The sequence below is a fragment of the Bradyrhizobium sp. ORS 111 genome, assembly GCF_045571485.1.
GTDB lineage: Bacteria > Pseudomonadota > Alphaproteobacteria > Rhizobiales > Xanthobacteraceae > Bradyrhizobium.
The window spans coordinates 3,364,997-3,382,535 of the sequence record NZ_CP120701.1 but is presented as its reverse complement, the minus strand read 5'-3'; the positions used below and the strand labels follow the sequence as shown (position 1 = coordinate 3,382,535).

The window sequence follows — 17,539 nt, the reverse complement described above, 5'->3', positions numbered from 1 at the left end:
ACCCGTCGTCTGCGATGCTGCCCCATCCACCACCGTCGTCCCGGCGAAAGCAGGGACCCATACTCCGCGGCCGGTGTTGTGAACGGGGCTGTCGTTCCAGCTTCGCGCAGCAACAAACATTCGTGGTTATGGGTCCCTGCTTTCGCAGGGACGACAGCGAGTGTTTGGAGCGCTCGGAGTCATACATCCGCGATCTCGCGACGTGAATCGTCCGAGCTTTGCATCTCGTTCCGCGCTCTCTTGAAGAGAGGGCGCAGGGAAAGCCGGGGGCCGATCGCAGCCGTGGGCCGGTGCAATAAAAATAGCACCGGGGGCAGGAATTTGATTTCGTTAAAACCGAAATATTTTTGCGCGGGGGCTTGACCTGTCGGGCAACTCAATGCCTTCAAAGTGGTACAATCTCAGTTTCTGCCAATGAGCCGCACCATGCCAAGCCAACGCCCCGACCGTATCCGCAAACTGCTGGCCGACCTCGTCGCCTTCGACACCGTCAGCGACCGCTCGAATCTGCCACTGATCGCCCATATCGAAAGCTATCTCGCCTCGCTCGGCGTCAGCGCTGAGCGGATCGTGGACGAAACCGGGCAGAAGGCCTCGTTGTGGGTCACCATCGGCCCCGAGGACAAGCCCGGCCTGGTGCTGTCGGGACATACCGACGTGGTACCGGTTGCGGGACAGGACTGGACCCACAATCCGTTCGAGCTCGTCGAGCGTGATGGTCGGCTCTATGGTCGCGGCACCACCGACATGAAGGGCTTTGTCGCGGTCTGCCTGGCCATGGTTCCGGAGATGCTTGGCGCCGGACTGAAGACCCCGATCCACCTTGCGATCTCCTATGACGAGGAGATCGGCTGCGTCGGCGTGCGCCCGATGCTGCGCGAGGTCAGCCGCAAGAAGGTGAAGCCGCTCGGCTGCTTCGTCGGCGAGCCGACCCAAATGCAGGTGATCGTCGGACACAAGGGCAAGCACGGCGTTCGCGCCACGTTCCGCGGGCTGGCCCGCCATTCCTCGATTGCGCCCGACGGCGTCAACGCCATCGAATATGCGGCGGAACTGATTACCGAGATCCGCCGTCGCGCCGAACGGCTCGCCGCGGAAGGCGACCGCGATGAGCTGTACGACATGCCCCACACCACCCTGCTGACCAGCATCGTGCATGGCGGCGCGGCGCTGAACATCGTGCCCGACCATTGCATGGTGGAATTCGAGTGCCGCGGCATCGGCATCCGCGAGTCCAAGCAGGTCACCGATGCGATCGTCGGCTGGGCCAAGGCCGAGATCGAGCCTGCGATGCGCAAGCGCCATCCGGAATGCGGCATCGATTTCGAGGAGATCCTCGACTACCCTGCCCTCGATACGCCAGCCAGCGATCCCTTCGTCACGTTCGCCAAGCAGCTTGCCGGCCGCAACGACCACGCCAAGGTCGCGTTCGGCACCGAAGCGGGCCTGTTCGTCAGCATGGCCGGCGTGCCGTCGGTGGTGGTCGGCCCCGGCGGAATCGCGCAGGCGCATACGCCGGATGAATTCGTCGAGATGTCGCAGCTCGAGGCTTGCGGTGACTTCGTCGCGCGGCTCATCGCGCATTGCGCAAAATGAACCGCAAATCCGGAGGGCGGAGTACGGCTTCGGCGGATCCGCCCTACGCGCTTTCCGGGTAACCCAGAATCGTCTTCAGCAATTTGGGAAAGCGCGCGTTGATATCGGCTTCGCGCACCACATTGCGGTGCTCGACGCCTTTTTTCGTGGTTCGAATCAAACCGGCTTCCCGCAAGACGCGGAAGTGGTTCGACAGAGTCGATTTGGCCATCTCGGGACACGGCGCAGCCGCCGTACACGACATGCAATCGTTCCGTTCAAGCAGACTTTTGACGATCTTGAGCCGCATCGGGTCTGCGAGCGCTGCCAGCACCCCGGCCAATGTGATGTCCTCACGCGACGGGTGAACGAATTGCACCATGACAAATATATAGCCCTGCCCTTGAACCGCTTCAATAGTTCACTATTACTGAACTACTGAATGAACTGCGCGTCCGCCGCGCGGGCATGGAGAACAAGATGACCAAGAAACTCGAAGGCAAAGTGGCGCTGGTAACTGGCGCGTCAAAGGGCATCGGCGCCGAAATCGCGATCCGCCTCGCCGCGGAAGGGGCCAAGGTTGCCGTCAACTACAGCGCCAGCAAACAGGCGGCCGAGCGTGTCGTGGATGCGATCACCAGCAAGGGCGGCAAAGCCATCGCCGTCCACGGCAATCTCACCGACGCCAGACTCGTGAAGTCGGTGGTAGCCGAGACCACCAAGGCGTTTGGCCCGATCGATATCTTGGTCAACAACGCCGGCATCTACGAATTCGCGCCGCTTGACGGCATCACCGCCGAGCACTTCCACAAGCATTTCGATCTCAATGTGCTTGGCCTGCTGCTGGTTTCGCAGGAAGCCGCGCGGCACTTCAATGCGGCCGGCGGCAGCATCGTCAATATCAGTTCCGGCGTGTCGACGATCGCACCGCCGAACACTGCCGTCTACACCGCGACCAAAGCCGCAGTGGACGCGATCTCCTCGGTGCTGTCGAAGGAACTGGCGCCGCGCAAGATCCGCGTCAATACCGTGAACCCCGGCATGATCGCGACCGAAGGTGTCGTTTCTGCCGGCCTCTCCGAGGGCGATATGCGCAAGTGGATCGAGTCCGTCACGCCGCTGGCGCGGATTGGCAAGGTCGAGGAGATCGCAGCAGCCGTGGCTTTCTTCGCCTCGGACGACGCCTCCTACGTCACCGGTGAAACGTTGCACGTCACGGGCGGCCTTCACTGAGGTGGCTGTTTTCATCATGCCCAAGTATCGGGCCATGACGTTCTGATGGACGGAGGGCGGATGACGCCGCGCGCATCCGCCCTCCTGAGCCGCGCCAATTGTGTAGCGGGACCGCTCCCCGGGTATCGCTTCGCGGATGGATCACAGCCCGTCCGGCGGCTGGCCGGGACCGGTCGCGGCGGGACGCAGCTTGTCGCGTTTGCGCTCGCGATAGAGCGCGTAGAGACCTGATGTCACGATGATCGCGGCGCCGGCGAGCATCGGACTGTCAGGCTTGTGACTGAACACGAGATAGCCCGTCAGCATCGCCCACAGCAACGCGAGATAGCGGAACGGCGCCACCGCCGAGATATCGCCCGTGCGCAGCGACACGATGATGCATTGATAGCCGATCAGGATCAGCACCGCGGCGAGCGCGAGAAGGCCCGTTGCGTGGCCGGACGGCGGCTTCCAGCCGCCGAGTGGAAACAGGATCACGGCGCCTGCCGTGCTGACCGTCACGGTGGTCAGCAGCGTGATGAACAGGGTCGGCAGTTCCTTCGGGATGCGGCGCGTCGCAAGATCGCGCACCGCGCAGAAGCCGACCGAGGCCAGCGCCAGCAGCGCGGCCTGGCTGAAGCCTTCCGCGCCCGGACGGACGATCACCAGCACGCCGATGAAGCCGGCCGCGATCGCGATCCAGCGCCGCCAACCGACCGGCTCACCGAACACCAGCGCCGCGCCAAGCGTGATGACCAGCGGCAGCGCCTGGAAGATCGCGGAGGCATTCGCAAGCGGGATCTGCGCGATCGCCGCGAGATAGGTCAGCGTGCCGCCGATCTCGCCGACGACCCGCAAGCCGACCGGCCAGATCAGCAGCGTCCGAAAGCTGCGCAGCGCCTTGCGATGGAAAGCGAGCGCCGTGATCAGCACGATCGCGAACCCGCCACGGACGACCAGGATTTCCCCGATGTTGAGCTCCGCCGACACTGCCTTGGTGATGGTGTCGTTCATCGTGAAACTGGCCATGGCCGCTGCCATGAACAGGCTGCCGCGAAGGTTTGAGGAGAGGTGCAAGATGAGAGTCCGGCTGGAACGCACTTACCGAAGGATTTGCGCTGCCGACAGCAAGGCGATCAGTCGCGATGGGATTTGCTCCCTCGCCCCGCTGCGGGGAGAGGGCCTGCCTCGGCAAAGTCGGTGAAAGACGAACTCGCGGAGAGCCTCCCTCACCCGGATCGCATCCAACGATGCGATCCGACCTCTCCCCGCAGGCGGGGCGAGGTTAAAAGAAAACGGCGCGCCCCTGTTCAGGATCGCGCCGCTCAATTGCTACCGCGCACCGGCTTTCTGCGCGTATTCCCATGACGCCTTCGACAGCGGCACGGTGCGCTTGGCCGACTCGAGGGCCTTGGCGTTCGACGCGGTGCCGTCGCGCACGCGGCCGGCAATACCTTGCGTGATGCCCGCAAGGCGGAACAGGTTGTAGGAGAAATACCAGTTGAGATCAGGCACCGGGATGCCGGTCACGTTGCAGTAGATCTCGGCAGCCTCGTCCTGGCTTGGAATGTTCAATGCCTCGAGATCGGCGCCAGCCAGCCCCGGCATGGTCCACTGCATCAACAGATAGGTGAAGTCGGCCATGGGATCGCCGAGCGTCGACAGCTCCCAATCGAGCACCGCCTGTACGCGCGGCTCCGTGGCATGGAAGATCATGTTGTCGAGGCGATAGTCGCCATGCACGATCGAGACGCGCTGCTGCACCGGTACGGTCTTCGGCAGCCACTCGGCGAGCTTCTCGAACTCCTCGATATATTGCGTCTCGGACGCGCGGTATTGCTTGGTCCAGCGATCGACCTGCCGCGCGAAATAATTTCCCGGCTTGCCGAAATCGGCGAGTCCGATCGCTTCCGGATTGAACAGATGAAGCTTCGCCAGCGTCTCGATCTTGCTGGTGAAGATCTTCCGGCGCGCCTCCGGCGGCTGGCTCGGCAGCGTCGGATCCCAGAATACCCGCCCCTCTTCCATCGACATGATGTAGAAGGCCGCGCCGATCACGGCATCGTCGGTGCACAGCGCATACGCTTTCGCGACCGGAAAGTTCTGCTTGCCGAGGGCGGCGATGACGCGGAACTCGCGGTCGACCGCGTGCGCCGACGGCAACAATTTACCGAACGGCTTGCGGCGCATCACGTAGCTGCGGCCGGGTGTCTCAAGCTTGTAGGTCGGATTGGACTGACCGCCCTTGAATTGCAGGACCTTGAGCGGCCCCTGATAACCTTCGACGTTGTCCTGCATCCAGGCGTCGAGATTCGCCTCGTTGATACGATGACGCTCCTCGACTTCCCTTGTCCCGGAAAATTCCTCGTCCTTCCTGACGCCGTCCGCCACGGTGACGCTCCCTCAACTGTTCTTGGAGAGCGCCAGCAGGCGCTCCCGTTGGTTCAGTCCGTCATCCCCTCGTGATGAGGAGCGCGGATCGGCCTGCATCCTTCGAGACGCCCGCTATTCGCGGGCTCCTCAGGATGAGGGGTAAGCATTTACGACGCAGCAAACTCAGTGCGACGTGTTTGCATACTTCCGAAGCTCAAGTCTGGCAATGGCGCGATTGTGCACCTCGTCAGGACCGTCAGCGAGACGGAGCGTGCGGATATGCGCATAGGCGCGCGCCAGCCCGGCGTCGTCGGACACGCCGCCGCCACCGAAGGCCTGGATCGCCTGGTCGATGATCTTCAGCGCCATGTTGGGGGCTGCGACCTTGATCATCGCGATCTCGAGCTGTGCAGTCTTGTTGCCGACCTTGTCCATCATGTCGGCGGCCTTGAGGCAGAGCAGGCGGTTCATCTCGATGTCGGTGCGGGCCTCGCCGATGCGCTGCTCCCAGACCGAATGCTCGATGATCTTCTTGCCGAACGCGGTGCGCGAGGCGAGCCGCTTCACCATCTTCTCCAGCGCCTCCTCGGCCTGGCCGATGGTGCGCATGCAGTGATGGATGCGGCCCGGGCCGAGACGGCCCTGCGCGATCTCGAAGCCGCGGCCTTCGCCGAGCAGGATGTTTTCCTTCGGCACACGGACGTTCTCCAGCAGCACCTGGGCGTGGCCGTGCGGCGCATCGTCGAAGCCGAACACCGGCAGCATCTTCTCGACCTTGATGCCGGGGGTGTCGAGCGGCACCAGGATCTGCGACTGCTGCTGGTGCTTGGCGGCGCTCGGATCGGTCTTGCCCATCAGGATCGCGATCTTGCAGCGCGGATCACCGACGCCCGACGACCACCACTTGCGTCCGTTGATGACGTAGTGGTCACCGTCCTTCTCGATGCGGGTTTCGATGTTGGTGGCGTCGGACGAGGCCACGGCGGGCTCGGTCATCAGGAAGGCGGAGCGGATCTCGCCGTCCATCAGCGGGCGCAGCCATTTGCGCTTCTGCTCCTTGGTGCCGTAGCGGATGAACACTTCCATGTTGCCGGTATCGGGTGCCGAGCAGTTGAACACTTCGGACGCCCAGGAGATGTGCCCCATCTCCTCCGACAGCAACGCGTATTCGAGATTGGTCAATCCCGCGCCGTGGAATTCATCGTCCTCATGCGAGGACGGCGGCATGAACATGTTCCAGAGGCCTTCGGCCTTCGCCTTCTTCTTCAGCTCCTCGAGGACCGGGATCACCTTCCAGCGCGGGCCCTCGGCATCCTGCTTCTCGTAGATCGGCACCGCGGGACGGACGTGGTCCTTCATGAAGGCCTGCACGCGCTCGAGCCATTCCTTCTGCCGGGCCGACATCGTGAAATCCATGGGACGCTCCTCGTTGTTCCTAGACTTTGGGCCGCACTGTCCACCCCGCGCCCGCACGCCGCAAGGACGTTCGCGGGATCGCGATCGTGGTGTGCCAGAACGCCAGCCGCGACATCGGCGGATTGACATTTCCGGCTCTTCAAACGATAGTTTCATACAAATGTTTGAAATGCAACCTCGCCTTTGTCGTTCCGGGGCAGCCCGCAGAGCTGAACCCGGAATCCAGAGGTCATAGCGCGAGATTCTAGGTTCGATGCTCCGCGTCGCCCCGGAATGACGGAAAGGCTCCAGGCCATGGCCAGCGATCAGACCCGATCCGCCATTCTCGCCGCCGCCGAGCGGCTCTATGCCGACCGCGGCTTCGGCGACGTCACGCTACGCGACATCGTCGCGGAGGCGAACGTCAACCTTGCGGCAGTGAATTACCATTTCGGATCCAAGGACGAATTGATCGCGGAGCTGTTCGTTACCCGCAGCATCCAGACCAACCGCGAACGTCTCAATGAGCTGAAGGCGGCGGAGGAAAGAGGCGGCGGACGCGCCTCAATCGAGGACATCATGCGCGCCCTCGTCGGCCCGACGTTGCGCGGCTGCCTCGGCCCCGATCGCGAGGGCTCGACGGCGGCCCGCTTCATGATCCGGGCGTCGATTGAATCAGTGCCGCCGATCCGGCGCATCAAGAACCGCGAGGTCGATCACTTGCGCAAATTCGCAGCGGCAATGCGCCGCGCGATGCCCGGCCGCGAGGACACCGAGCTCTATTGGGGTCTGCACTTTGCGCTGGCGATGGCCCATCACACGATCCGCGAGAAGGAACGCCTGCTACGGCTCTCCGAAGGCAAATGCGACCTCGACGACGTGCAGGCCATCATCGACCGCGTGGTCGCGGTCACCGTGATGGCGCTGTCGATGGGCCAGCCCGCAGCCGTCGCGCCGCCGCCCGCGCGACCAGCCGCCATGCACGGACGCCTGACGCGGCAGGACCTGTGAAGCGCACCCGCACGCACGGTACGCGGCGATTGACGCCTCGCCGCGAGCTCGTCACCTCTCCCCGGTGGGGAGAGGTCAAGCGGCCGGCACGCCGAGTTCAAGCAGCGCCGTCACGCCATCGCGATGCAGTCGATCTCGACGTCGAACGGCCCGGTCCATTCCGGGATGCAGACGAAGATCCGCGCCGGCAGATCATTCGGAAAGTACGTCCTGTAGATCGCGTTGAACGTGGCGAAGTGCTCGGCCGAGGTGCAGAACACGTTGCACTTCATCACATTGTCGAGCGAGGCACCGGCTGCCGCGAGGCACTGCTTGAGCTGCTCCATGACGAGCTCGCTTTGCCGCTCGATCGTGCTACCAACGGCGATCCCGCCGGTTGCTGGATCGAATGGCGGCAGGCCGGAGACGAAGATCATGTTGCCGGCACACGTCACCGCGGAAGCCGGCGCCTTCCAGCGCTCCAGCCAAGTCGAGATCGGTTCGACGCGGACCACTTCTCGTTTCATGATTGACACTTTCGATAAGAGGATCGATCGCGCCAAACTAGCAGGTTGATGTCAATGATGGTTCGATGATGGTCGAAGTGTATCAGGGGGCAGCATCGCCGTCTAACCGTCATCCTGAGGCGCGAGCGGAGCGAGCCTCGAAGGATGAACGGCCCGGCTGGTGGCCGTCGATCCTTCGAGACGGCCGCGCTGCGGCCTCCTCAGGATGACGGAAAGCGTGCTACACGTGTCGCCAGCTCGGCTTACAGGACCCCCTGCGCCTTCAGCTTTTCCACCCTGGCTGCGTCATAACCGATTGTCGCCAGCACCTCGTCGGTGTTGGCTCCGAGCAGCGGCGGGGCGCGGTAGTCGGTGATCGGCGTGCCGGAGAAGGTCAGCGCGTTGCGGATCAGCGACAGGTTCGGCTCGAACGGATGGTTGACCTTGACCCGCATGCCGCGCGACTGCACGTGCGGATCGCTGAACACCTGCTCGAAATTGTTGATCGGCCCGGACGGCACACCGGCCTCCTCGAGCTTTTCGAGCCAGTACGCAACCGGCCTCTTCAGGAACAGGCCGGCGAAGATCGCCATGATCTCCTTGCCGTGCACGACGCGGTCGTTGTTCTTGATGAAGCGCTTGTCGTTGGCGAGCTCGGGCTCGCCGAGCACGGCGCATGTGCGCTGGAACTGGCCGTCATTGCCGACCACCAGCATCAATTCGCCGTCGGTGCAGCGGAACACGCCGGCCGGCATGCCGCCATTGCCCCAGGTGCCGCGGCGCGGCGGGGTCTTGCCGTTGACGAGGTAGATCTGCAACCAATGCGACAGCGAGGCGATCACGGTGTCGAACAGGCAGACGTCGATGTGCTGCCCTTCCCCGCCATTGGCGTCGCGATGATACAGCGCCGACAGAATTCCGATCGAGGTATTCATGCCGGTCATGTAGTCGACGATCGAGGGGCCGACCTTCATCGGGCCCTCGCCGGGCTCGCCGTCGATATGGCCGGTGACGCTCATCAGCCCACCCATCGCCTGCAGGATCGCGTCGTAGCCGGCGCGCGGGGCATAGGGGCCGGTCTGGCCGAAGCCGGTCACGGAGCAATAGATGATGCCGGGGTTGAGCTTCTTGATGGTTTCGTAGTCGAGGCCGTAACGCTTGAGATCGCCGACCTTGTAGTTCTCCATCATGACGTCAGCCGATTTTGCCAGCTCGCGGATGATCTCCTGCCCTTCGGGCTTGGCAATGTTGACGGTGACCGACTTCTTGTTGCGGTTGGCGCAGAGATAGAACGAATTGTTGTTGTTCTGCTTGCCTTCGGGATCGGTCAGGTAAGGCGGGCCGAAGGCGCGGGCGTCGTCGCCGCCGCCGGGCCGCTCGATCTTGATCACCTCGGCGCCGAGATCCGCCAGCATCTGGGCCGACAGCGGGCCCGCGAGCACCCGCGTCAGGTCGAGAATCTTGATGCCCGAGAGTGGCAGAGCCGACATGAACTTTCCTCCAAGATGTTGATTGTGCGGCGCCGGACCTCTGCCCGCGCGCGGCCGAGCTTGCCGATACACCATTTTGGCGCGGCGAGCACTGCATTGTCGGCATGAAGCCATCCGCTCGCGGCCTACGTGCCGGATCCCGGCGGCGCTGTGCGGGAACTGACCGCTGATTGCCGCCGCGCGAAATTGTGAAAGAAGCCGACACGGTTTTGGCACCTTCAACGGTATTTTGGCGCCGCAAGGAGGCCGGATATGCAGACGATCACGATGATGGCGCTGGCACTGACCGTGCTGGCGGGCTCGACGGCGGCGGCCGACGCACGCGGCGGTGGGCACGGAGTCGGACACGGCGGGCGCCATTTGCATCGCATGCACGGCGGCGGCGCAGCCGGTGCCGGGGCGTTTGCCGCCGATAAGCGCCACGCCGACGATCCTTACATCAACGCGGCCTCGGACGAGGAGGATCGCCTGCTCAACAGCAAGCTGAAGAGCATCTGCCGCGGCTGCTAAAGCGCGATGAGATTGGGGCGAATCGTCATCGCGCTTTAGCTCCTTGTTTGAGCATGATCTTTTCGGAAAACCGCTTCACACTTTTCCGGATCATGCTCTAGGCCTACGACGCGATCGCCTGCCGCGGCGGCGCGCTGGCGCCGATCAGCTTGCTGATCTCGGGCTTGCAGCCGCCGCAATTGGTGCCGGCCTTCAGGCTGCGGCCGACGGCCGCGACGCTGTCGGCGCCCTTTCTGATCTCGTCGGTGATCTGGTGCTGCCCGACGCCGAAGCACGAGCAGACGATCGGCCCCTTGTCCTCGCCTGCCCCGAACGGCCGTCCGGCCAGCAGCGACATCCGCGCATTGGCCGACAGTTGCGCTTCCGCGAACAGCCCGGCCAGCCACGCCCGCGACGGCAGCGTGTGGTCGGGCGCGATGAACACGCACCCTTCCAGCCTGCCGTCGCGTACCGCCGCGTAGCGGAACCGTCCCGCTGCCGGATCGCGATAGGCGATCCATTCGATCTCGACCCCTTCGAGGCCGAGCTGCGCCCGCGCCCAGTCGCGCCAGCTCTCCGGGCGCGCATCGCCGGTCAGTTCCAGCCGCCAGCAATCGCCGGCCTTGCCGTGAACCCAATAGCCGGTCGCGGGACGCCTGATCGCGTTGCGGCTCAGGATGAAGGCATGCCATTTCGGCGCGTAGGGATCGGCCTTGACTGGCGTGTGTTTGGATTCCGGCTGCCCCGACAGCGGATCGACCACCGGATTGACCAGCGCGTTGACGCGCCCTGCTCCGGCGAACTCTTCGTTCCAGTGCATCGGCACGAACACGCAGCCGCGGCGCTGGTCGGCACTGACCACGACGCGGGCGATCATCTCGCCCCACGGGCTCGTCAACCGCGTGAGACCCTCGTGCTGCAGGCCGGCGAGACGCGCGTCCTCGGGGTGGAATTCGGCATAGGGCTCGAAGATGTGCGACAGCAGCCGCGCCGTCTTTCCGGTCCGCGTCATGGTGTGCCACTGGTCGCGGACGCGGCCGGTGTTGAGCACCAGCGGATAGTCGCGGCTGGTCGGGTTGCCCGCCGGGCGCGGCGCCACCGGGATGAAGCGGGCCTTGCGGTCGGGCGTGAAGAATTTTTGGGTGTCGAACATCCGCGCCGTGCCGGCCGGATGATCTGATGTCACCGGCCACTGCACGGGCGCCAGAGCGGCGTAACCGCCGTTATCGAGCGTCGCCAGCGCCGAGATGTCGAAATCCCGCGTCCCCTCGTTCTCGAAGCCGGATAGCGCGGCGTGCTCGCGGAACACTTCGGCGACGGAAGCGTAGTCGAAGCCGGAATAGCCCATGCGGCTCGCGACGTCGCAGATGATCCGCCAGTCGGCGCGCGCCTTGCCCGGCGCCGGCAAGAACGGCCGCTGCCGCGAGATGCGGCGCTCGGAGTTGGTGACGGTGCCGTCCTTTTCACCCCACGCTAGCGCGGGCAGCAGCACGTCGGCATAGCGCGTGGTGTCGGTGTCGCGCATGCAGTCGCTGACCACGACGAGCTCGCACGCTTCGAGTGCAGCGCGCACGCGGTCCGCATCAGGCAGGCTGACGACCGGATTGGTCGAGATGATCCAGACCGCCTTGATGCGCTTGTCGGCGATGGCGTCGAACATGTCGACCGCCTTCAGTCCACCCTTCTCCGCGAGGACAGGCGCGCGCCAGAACCGCTGCACCTTCTCGCGATGCTCGGGCTTCTCGAGCTCCATATGCGCGGCAAGCTGGTTGGCAAGGCCGCCGACCTCGCGGCCGCCCATCGCGTTGGGCTGGCCGGTGAGCGAGAACGGCCCCATGCCGGGACGGCCGATCCGTCCCGTCAACAGATGGCAATTGATGATGGCGTTGACTTTGTCGACGCCGCTGCTCGACTGGTTGATGCCTTGCGAATAGAGCGTGACGACGCGCTCGGTCCTGGTGAACCAGTCGAAGAACAGCCCGACCGCGCCTTCGGTCAGGCCGCAGGTCGCAGCGGTCTGCGCCAGGGTCTGGCCTGCCACCTGCTTGAGGGCATCGACGATGCCCGTCGTGCAATTGCCGACAAAGCTGCGATCGACCGCGTTGCTGCCGGCGAGGTACGCGAACAGCCCGTTGAACAGCACGGAGTCGCTGCCGGAGCGCAACGGCAGATGCAGATCGGCGCCCTCGCAGGTCGCGGTGCGGCGCGGATCGATCACCACGATCTTGCAGGCCGGGTTCTTCTCCTTGGCCGCCAGCATGCGCTGATACAGGATCGGGTGACACCAGGCCGCGTTGGAGCCGACCAGCACCAACAGATCGGCCTGCTCGAGATCCTCGTAGCAGCCCGGCACGGTGTCGCTGCCGAACGCGCGCTTGTGCCCGGCGACGCTCGAGGCCATGCAGAGCCGCGAATTGGTGTCGATGTTGGCGGTGCCGACAAAGCCCTTGGCGAGCTTGTTGATGACGTAATAGTCCTCGGTCAGGAGCTGGCCCGAGACGTAGAACGCCACCGCACCGGGCCCGTGCTCCCGGATGATCCGGCCGAAGCCGCCAGCGACATGGTCGAGCGCGTCGTCCCAGGTCGCCGGCGCGCCGCCGATCAGCGGCTCGAGCAGCCGCCCTTCAAGACCGATGGTCTCGGCAAGCGCCGAGCCCTTGCTGCAGAGCCGGCCGAAATTCGCCGGATGCTGCGGGTCCCCCTCGACGCGGACGCTGCCGTCGGCATCCTTGCGCGCGACGACGCCACAGCCGACGCCGCAATAGGGGCACGTGGTCTTGGTCGACATCGCCTGTCGCTCAGCTCACCGCCGCCGGCTGCCTGATCGAAAGCCACACCACGCCGTTCTCGACCTTGGCCGGATGCGTGTGCGTGCAGCCCTCGTCGGGCGCCACCGCCTGCCCGCTCGCCAGCTCGATGACAAAATTGTGCAGCGGACAGGTCACCCGCTTGTTGTGCACGATGCCCTGCGACAGCGGCCCGCCCTTGTGCGGGCAGCGGTCGTCGAGCGCGAACACCTCGTCGCTCTCGGTGCGAAACACCGCGATGTTGCCATGAGGCGTGCGGACCACCCGTGAGCCGAGCCGCGGAATCTCGTCCAGCGCGCCGATTTCAATCCAGCCGGTCATGCGATCTCCAATTCGGCAAGCGGTGCGAATTCGTTGCGGTCGACGCCGCGGCTGGCGCGCTCGGCCCACGGGTCGGTCTGCGCGAACTGCTGCGAGTAGGCGAAGCGTCCGAACAGCGCCTTGCGATTCGTAACGTCGTCGACGACGCGCTTCCTGATCTGCTCAAGCCCGACACGGTCGCACCATTTGTACATCCGCTCGAGATACCAGCCCTCCTCGCGGTAGAGCTGGGTCAACGCCACGATCACCTCGAGCGCCTCATCCTCGGTCTCGACCTTGGTCAGGAACTCGGTACCCTTGATGTGCAGCCCGGCGGCGCCGGCGAAGTGAATCTCGTAACCGGAGTCGACGCAGACCACGCCGACGTCCTTGCAGGTCGCCTCCGCGCAGTTGCGCGGACAGCCGGAGACCGCGAGCTTGACCTTGGCCGGCGTCCAGGAGCCCCACATGAACTTCTCGAGCTTGATGCCGAGGCCGGTGGAGTCCTGGGTGCCGAAGCGACACCATTCCGAACCGACGCAGGTCTTCACCGTGCGCAGTCCCTTGGCGTAGGCGTGACCCGACACCATGCCGGCGTCGTTCAGATCGGCCCACACCGCCGGCAGATCCTCCTTCTTGACGCCGAGCAGGTCGATGCGCTGGCCGCCGGTGACCTTCACCGTCGGGATGTTGAACTTCTCGGCGACGTCGGCGATGGCGCGCAGCTCGCTCGGCGTAGTGACGCCGCCCCACATCCGCGGCACCACCGAATAGGTGCCGTCCTTCTGGATGTTGGCGTGGACGCGCTCGTTGATGAAGCGCGACTGCTGGTCGTCGCGGTATTCGCCGGGCCAGGTCGCGAGCAGATAGTAGTTCAGCGCCGGGCGGCAGGAATGGCAGCCGTTCAGCGTCTTCCACTCCATGAAGCGCATCACTGCGGGAATGGTCTTGAGCTGCTGCTCGACAATGACGCGGCGAACATCATCGTGGCTGTGATCGGTGCATTTGCACAGCGGCTTGACCTTCGGCGCCGCCGAGTAATCGCCGCCGAGCGTGAACGCCAGCACCTGCTCCACAAGGCCCGTGCAGGAGCCGCAGGACGACGACGCCTTGGTATGGGCGCGGACGTCGTCGAGCGTGAACAGCTTCTTGTCGGTGATCGCCTTGACGATCGTGCCCTTGCAGACGCCGTTGCAGCCGCAGATCTCGGTCTCGTCGCTCATCGCCGCAACCGAGCTCTGGCCGCTGACGCCGCCATCGCCGAGATTGGCGGCGCCGAACACCAGGCGCTCGCGCATGTGCGAGACGTCGGTGCCGTCGCGCAGATGCTGGAAGTACCAGGGGCCGTCGATGGTGTCGCCATAGAGCACGGCGCCGACGATCTTCTTGTCCTTCAGGATGATGCGCTTGTAGACGCCGCGATTGGCGTCCTGCAGCACGATCTCCTCCTTGTCCGGCCCCGGCGCGAAGTCGCCGGCTGAGAACAGGTCGATGCCGGTGACCTTCAGCTTGGTCGAGGTGACCGAGCCGTCATAGGTGGCAAAGCCCTTCATCGCGAGGTGGTTGGCGCAGACCTTGGCCTGGTCGAACAGCGGCGCGACCAGACCGTAGGTCTGGCGGCGGTGCTGCACGCATTCGCCGACCGCATAGATGCGGCCGTCATAGGTCTGCATGGTATCGGAGACGACGATGCCCCGCTCGCAATAGAGCCCGGCCTTCTTCGCCAGCTCGAAGTTCGGCCGGATGCCGACCGCCATCACGACGAGATCGGCCGGCAGCTCGGTGCCGTCGGCGAAGCGCACGCCGGTGACGCGGTCCTCGCCCAGGATCGCCTGCGTCTGCGCCGGCATCTTGAACACCATGCCGCGCTCTTCCAGCGACTTGCGCAATAGTCCGCCGGCGACCGGATCGAGCTGGCGCTCCATCAGCGTATCGAGCAGATGCACGACCGTGACGTTCATGCCGCGCTTCATCAGCCCGTTGGCGGCTTCGAGGCCCAGCAGGCCGCCGCCGATCACGACGGCATTGCGATAGTCGGTCGAGGCCTTGATCATGCGATCGACATCGTAGATGTCGCGGAAGCCGATCACGCCCGGGAGATCCTTGCCGGGCAGCGGCAGCATGATCGGATTTGAGCCCGTCGCGATCAGCAGGCGGTCGTAGGGAACGCGATCGCCGGCCTCGGTGACGACCTCGCAGGTGCGACGATCGATCATCGCGACCGTCTCGCCCTTGCGCAGCGTGATGTTGTTGTCCTCGTACCAATCGACGGTGTTGAGCATGATGTCGTCGACGGTCTTCTCGCCGGCGAGCACCGGCGACAGCAGGATGCGGTTGTAGTTGCCGTAGGGTTCCGAACCGAACACCGTGATGTCGTAGAGATCAGGCGCGCGCTCGAGCAGCGCCTCCACGGTGCGGATGCCGGCCATCCCGTTGCCGATCACAACCAGCTTTTGCTTCGTCACCTTGTCGAGCATGGTCTGCCTTTCGATTCCGACGACGCTGCGCAGCGACGCAGCACACGTCGTCGATCAACGTCGATTGAAGATGGGATTGTTCGGAAGCCCAGCCGCGGGCGCAGACCGTCGTCACTGACGATCGATATTCCTTTGCAGACTGACATTCAAAACGCGTGCCAATTCGGCGCGGCCGAATCCGACAGCAAAATCAAATGGTTTCCGGCGACGTTAAAAGCCGCCGGACCGGGGCCGCGTGGATCGCCGGCCGATTTTTTAGCCACGCCGATGATCTCTTGTGCATGACAGCATAAGAAGCATCGGCGCTGTTCCCGGAGGCGGGGATTGACGCGCGACCACGCGCGTTCGGCACGGCGCTCAAAAAAGCACCACCATGCGCGTTTGCGCGGCGGCGCCTGCTGCGCACGACAGCAATCGGAGTTGTCGCAGTCAGGCCGGGAGCACCGGGACAACGCCTTGCGATTGCTGACGAAGCATCGCCGTCGATTTCGAATGGCACACTTATTGCTGAAGTTCTTGCTGATCGGGAACGTCTCAACGACGAGCGCTCTCGTCCTTCATCCCCATTCTGTCCATTTGCGCCAAGACCGGCCGCACCTCGCGCGGCTGCCTTCGTCGCAGCATCGCGAGGCAATGAACAATGAAGTTCGCTGAATTCAAGAAGGCGGGTCACTGGCCGACGCTGCTGGCGGCTTTCCTGTACTTCGACATCAGTTTCATGGCGTGGGTCTCGCTCGGCCCGCTGATCGTCTATATCGCGCGCGACATGAACCTGGCCGTGAACGAGAAGTTCACGCTGGTTGCAATTCCGGTGCTGGCCGGCGCGCTGCTGCGCGTGCCGATGGGCCTGCTCGCCGACATCATTGGCGCCAAGCGCACCGGCATCATCGCCCAGCTCGTCGTGATCATCGCAACGGTAGCAGTCTGGAAGTTCGGCCTGACCAGCAAGCTTGCGATCGAACTGTTCGGCGTCGTGCTCGGCATCGGTGGCGCCTCGTTTGCGGTCGCCCTGCCCCAGGCCAGCCGCTGGTATCCGCCGCAATACCAGGGCGTCGTGATGGGCATCGCTGGCGCCGGCAATATGGGTGTGGTGCTCGACACGCTGCTCGCGCCGAGCATTGCCGAGCATTGGGGCTGGCAGGCCGTGTTCGGCTGCCTTCTGATCCCGATGCTGATGGTGCTCGCCTATTACGTCGCCGCCGCCAAGGACGCGCCCGGCGAGCGCAAGCCGATCTCGCTGAAGGCCTATGGCACCCTGCTCAAGGATTCCGACAGCCGGTGGTTCATGTTCTTCTACTTCATCACCTTCGGTGGCTTCGTCGGACTGGCCAACGCGCTGCCGCTCTATTTCACCGTGCAGTATCATGTCTCCGGCGTCGCAGCGGGCCTGCTGGTGGCCTTGATCGTCGCCTTCGGATCCGGCTTCCGACCCGTGGGCGGCCTGATCGCCGACCGCATCGGCGGCATCCGCGCGCTATCGATCCTGTTCGGCATCGTGGTCGCGGCCTATTTCGTGATCGCCTTCATGCCGGAGGGCCCGATGGCACCGGCGCAGGGCGGCTGGGCGCTGACTGCGATGCCGCGCATCGCCTGGATCTCGGTTCTCCTGTTTTCGATCGGCGTGCTGGCGCTCGGCATGGGCAACGGCGCCGTGTTTCAGTTGATCCCGCTGCGCTTCCGTCACGAGATCGGCCTGATGACCGGTCTCGTCGGCTGTGCCGGCGGCATCGGCGGCTATTTCCTGGCGCAGACGCTGGGCACCGCCAAGGCCATGACCGGCTGCTTCGGCGCCGGCTTCCTGTTCTTCGGCGTGCTGGCGTTGCTTGGCTTCATCGGACTTGCCATGGTCAAGGTCCGCTGGCGCACCACCTGGGGCGCGGTGTCGGGGGCGCGCGTGTAAGCTACCCGCGCGCTCCAGCGCGGCA

Annotated in this window: 14 protein-coding genes; 5 read left to right on the top strand and 9 right to left on the bottom strand. The window is 64.5% G+C overall.

The genetic code is table 11. The features are described from left to right. The first annotated feature begins 426 nt into the window (after window positions 1-426). A complete protein-coding gene (gene argE / locus P6U30_RS15570; protein WP_407169840.1) occupies window positions 427-1,596 on the top strand; it encodes an acetylornithine deacetylase in 1,170 nt (389 codons plus the stop codon). A 43-nt stretch (window positions 1,597-1,639) separates the two neighbouring features. Here the strand turns inward: argE and P6U30_RS15565 are convergent, their stop codons facing one another. Continuing rightward, window positions 1,640-1,957, bottom strand: coding sequence for an ArsR/SmtB family transcription factor (locus tag P6U30_RS15565; RefSeq protein WP_407169839.1), 318 nt, complete (start codon window positions 1,955-1,957; stop codon window positions 1,640-1,642). Between the two features lie 98 nt (window positions 1,958-2,055). Between P6U30_RS15565 and P6U30_RS15560 the strand changes: the two genes are divergently transcribed. Next, a complete protein-coding gene (locus P6U30_RS15560; protein WP_407169838.1) occupies window positions 2,056-2,808 on the top strand; it encodes an SDR family NAD(P)-dependent oxidoreductase in 753 nt (250 codons plus the stop codon). 141 nt (window positions 2,809-2,949) lie between these two features. Here the strand turns inward: P6U30_RS15560 and P6U30_RS15555 are convergent, their stop codons facing one another. The 3 genes from P6U30_RS15555 to P6U30_RS15545 all read right to left on the bottom strand — a co-directional run bounded on the left by P6U30_RS15555 (window position 2,950) and on the right by P6U30_RS15545 (window position 6,576). Continuing rightward, the gene (locus tag P6U30_RS15555; protein ID WP_407169837.1) at window positions 2,950-3,816 is read right to left on the bottom strand and encodes a DMT family transporter; all 867 of its coding nucleotides are present in this window, start codon (window positions 3,814-3,816) and stop codon (window positions 2,950-2,952) included. 303 nt (window positions 3,817-4,119) lie between these two features. Continuing rightward, entirely contained in the window at window positions 4,120-5,178 is a 1,059-nt protein-coding gene (locus tag P6U30_RS15550) for a phosphotransferase family protein (protein ID WP_407169836.1), read from the bottom strand. A 165-nt stretch (window positions 5,179-5,343) separates the two neighbouring features. Next, entirely contained in the window at window positions 5,344-6,576 is a 1,233-nt protein-coding gene (locus tag P6U30_RS15545) for an acyl-CoA dehydrogenase family protein (protein ID WP_407169835.1), read from the bottom strand. A gap of 294 nt (window positions 6,577-6,870) precedes the next feature. Between P6U30_RS15545 and P6U30_RS15540 the strand changes: the two genes are divergently transcribed. After that, window positions 6,871-7,566: a TetR/AcrR family transcriptional regulator gene (locus tag P6U30_RS15540; RefSeq protein ID WP_407169834.1), complete on the top strand. Its 696-nt coding sequence runs from the start codon at window positions 6,871-6,873 to the stop codon at window positions 7,564-7,566. Window positions 7,567-7,676: 110 nt separating this feature from the next. On the opposite strand, the gene P6U30_RS15535 is transcribed toward P6U30_RS15540, so the two are convergent. Then, complete coding sequence (locus P6U30_RS15535) at window positions 7,677-8,072, bottom strand: RidA family protein (RefSeq protein WP_407169833.1); 396 nt, start codon at window positions 8,070-8,072, stop codon at window positions 7,677-7,679. 242 nt (window positions 8,073-8,314) lie between these two features. Continuing rightward, the gene (locus P6U30_RS15530; RefSeq protein ID WP_407169832.1) at window positions 8,315-9,541 is read right to left on the bottom strand and encodes a CaiB/BaiF CoA transferase family protein; all 1,227 of its coding nucleotides are present in this window, start codon (window positions 9,539-9,541) and stop codon (window positions 8,315-8,317) included. A 252-nt stretch (window positions 9,542-9,793) separates the two neighbouring features. On the opposite strand from P6U30_RS15530, the gene P6U30_RS15525 reads away from it, so the two are divergent. After that, window positions 9,794-10,051 (top strand): hypothetical protein, encoded by a 258-nt coding sequence (locus tag P6U30_RS15525; RefSeq protein ID WP_407169831.1) that lies wholly within the window; start codon window positions 9,794-9,796, stop codon window positions 10,049-10,051. Window positions 10,052-10,154: 103 nt separating this feature from the next. Here P6U30_RS15525 and P6U30_RS15520 read toward each other — a convergent pair whose 3' ends face one another. The 3 genes from P6U30_RS15520 to nirB are packed head-to-tail and all read right to left on the bottom strand — an operon-like array spanning window position 10,155 to window position 15,614. Next, the gene (locus P6U30_RS15520; protein ID WP_407169830.1) at window positions 10,155-12,818 is read right to left on the bottom strand and encodes a molybdopterin-dependent oxidoreductase; all 2,664 of its coding nucleotides are present in this window, start codon (window positions 12,816-12,818) and stop codon (window positions 10,155-10,157) included. 10 nt (window positions 12,819-12,828) lie between these two features. Beyond that, the gene (nirD, locus tag P6U30_RS15515) at window positions 12,829-13,158 is read right to left on the bottom strand and encodes a nitrite reductase small subunit NirD (protein ID WP_407169829.1); all 330 of its coding nucleotides are present in this window, start codon (window positions 13,156-13,158) and stop codon (window positions 12,829-12,831) included. Continuing rightward, window positions 13,155-15,614, bottom strand: a complete 2,460-nt coding sequence (gene nirB, locus P6U30_RS15510; RefSeq protein WP_407169828.1) for a nitrite reductase large subunit NirB — start codon at window positions 15,612-15,614, stop codon at window positions 13,155-13,157. The genes nirD and nirB overlap by 4 nt, the downstream gene beginning before the upstream one ends. A 640-nt stretch (window positions 15,615-16,254) precedes the next feature. Here nirB and P6U30_RS15505 point away from each other — a divergent pair. Continuing rightward, window positions 16,255-17,514: a nitrate/nitrite transporter gene (locus tag P6U30_RS15505; protein ID WP_407169827.1), complete on the top strand. Its 1,260-nt coding sequence runs from the start codon at window positions 16,255-16,257 to the stop codon at window positions 17,512-17,514. The last annotated feature ends 25 nt before the right edge of the window (window positions 17,515-17,539 follow it).

Coding starts and splice junctions, on each gene's coding strand:
- argE (WP_407169840.1), top strand. CDS start 427: ATGCCAAGCCAACGCCCCGACCGTATCCGCAAACTGCTGGCCGACCTC.
- P6U30_RS15565 (WP_407169839.1), bottom strand. CDS start 1,957: ATGGTGCAATTCGTTCACCCGTCGCGTGAGGACATCACATTGGCCGGG.
- P6U30_RS15560 (WP_407169838.1), top strand. CDS start 2,056: ATGACCAAGAAACTCGAAGGCAAAGTGGCGCTGGTAACTGGCGCGTCA.
- P6U30_RS15555 (WP_407169837.1), bottom strand. CDS start 3,816: ATGGCCAGTTTCACGATGAACGACACCATCACCAAGGCAGTGTCGGCG.
- P6U30_RS15545 (WP_407169835.1), bottom strand. CDS start 6,576: ATGGATTTCACGATGTCGGCCCGGCAGAAGGAATGGCTCGAGCGCGTG.
- P6U30_RS15540 (WP_407169834.1), top strand. CDS start 6,871: ATGGCCAGCGATCAGACCCGATCCGCCATTCTCGCCGCCGCCGAGCGG.
- P6U30_RS15535 (WP_407169833.1), bottom strand. CDS start 8,072: ATGAAACGAGAAGTGGTCCGCGTCGAACCGATCTCGACTTGGCTGGAG.
- P6U30_RS15530 (WP_407169832.1), bottom strand. CDS start 9,541: ATGTCGGCTCTGCCACTCTCGGGCATCAAGATTCTCGACCTGACGCGG.
- P6U30_RS15525 (WP_407169831.1), top strand. CDS start 9,794: ATGCAGACGATCACGATGATGGCGCTGGCACTGACCGTGCTGGCGGGC.
- P6U30_RS15520 (WP_407169830.1), bottom strand. CDS start 12,818: ATGTCGACCAAGACCACGTGCCCCTATTGCGGCGTCGGCTGTGGCGTC.
- nirD (WP_407169829.1), bottom strand. CDS start 13,158: ATGACCGGCTGGATTGAAATCGGCGCGCTGGACGAGATTCCGCGGCTC.
- nirB (WP_407169828.1), bottom strand. CDS start 15,614: ATGCTCGACAAGGTGACGAAGCAAAAGCTGGTTGTGATCGGCAACGGG.
- P6U30_RS15505 (WP_407169827.1), top strand. CDS start 16,255: ATGAAGTTCGCTGAATTCAAGAAGGCGGGTCACTGGCCGACGCTGCTG.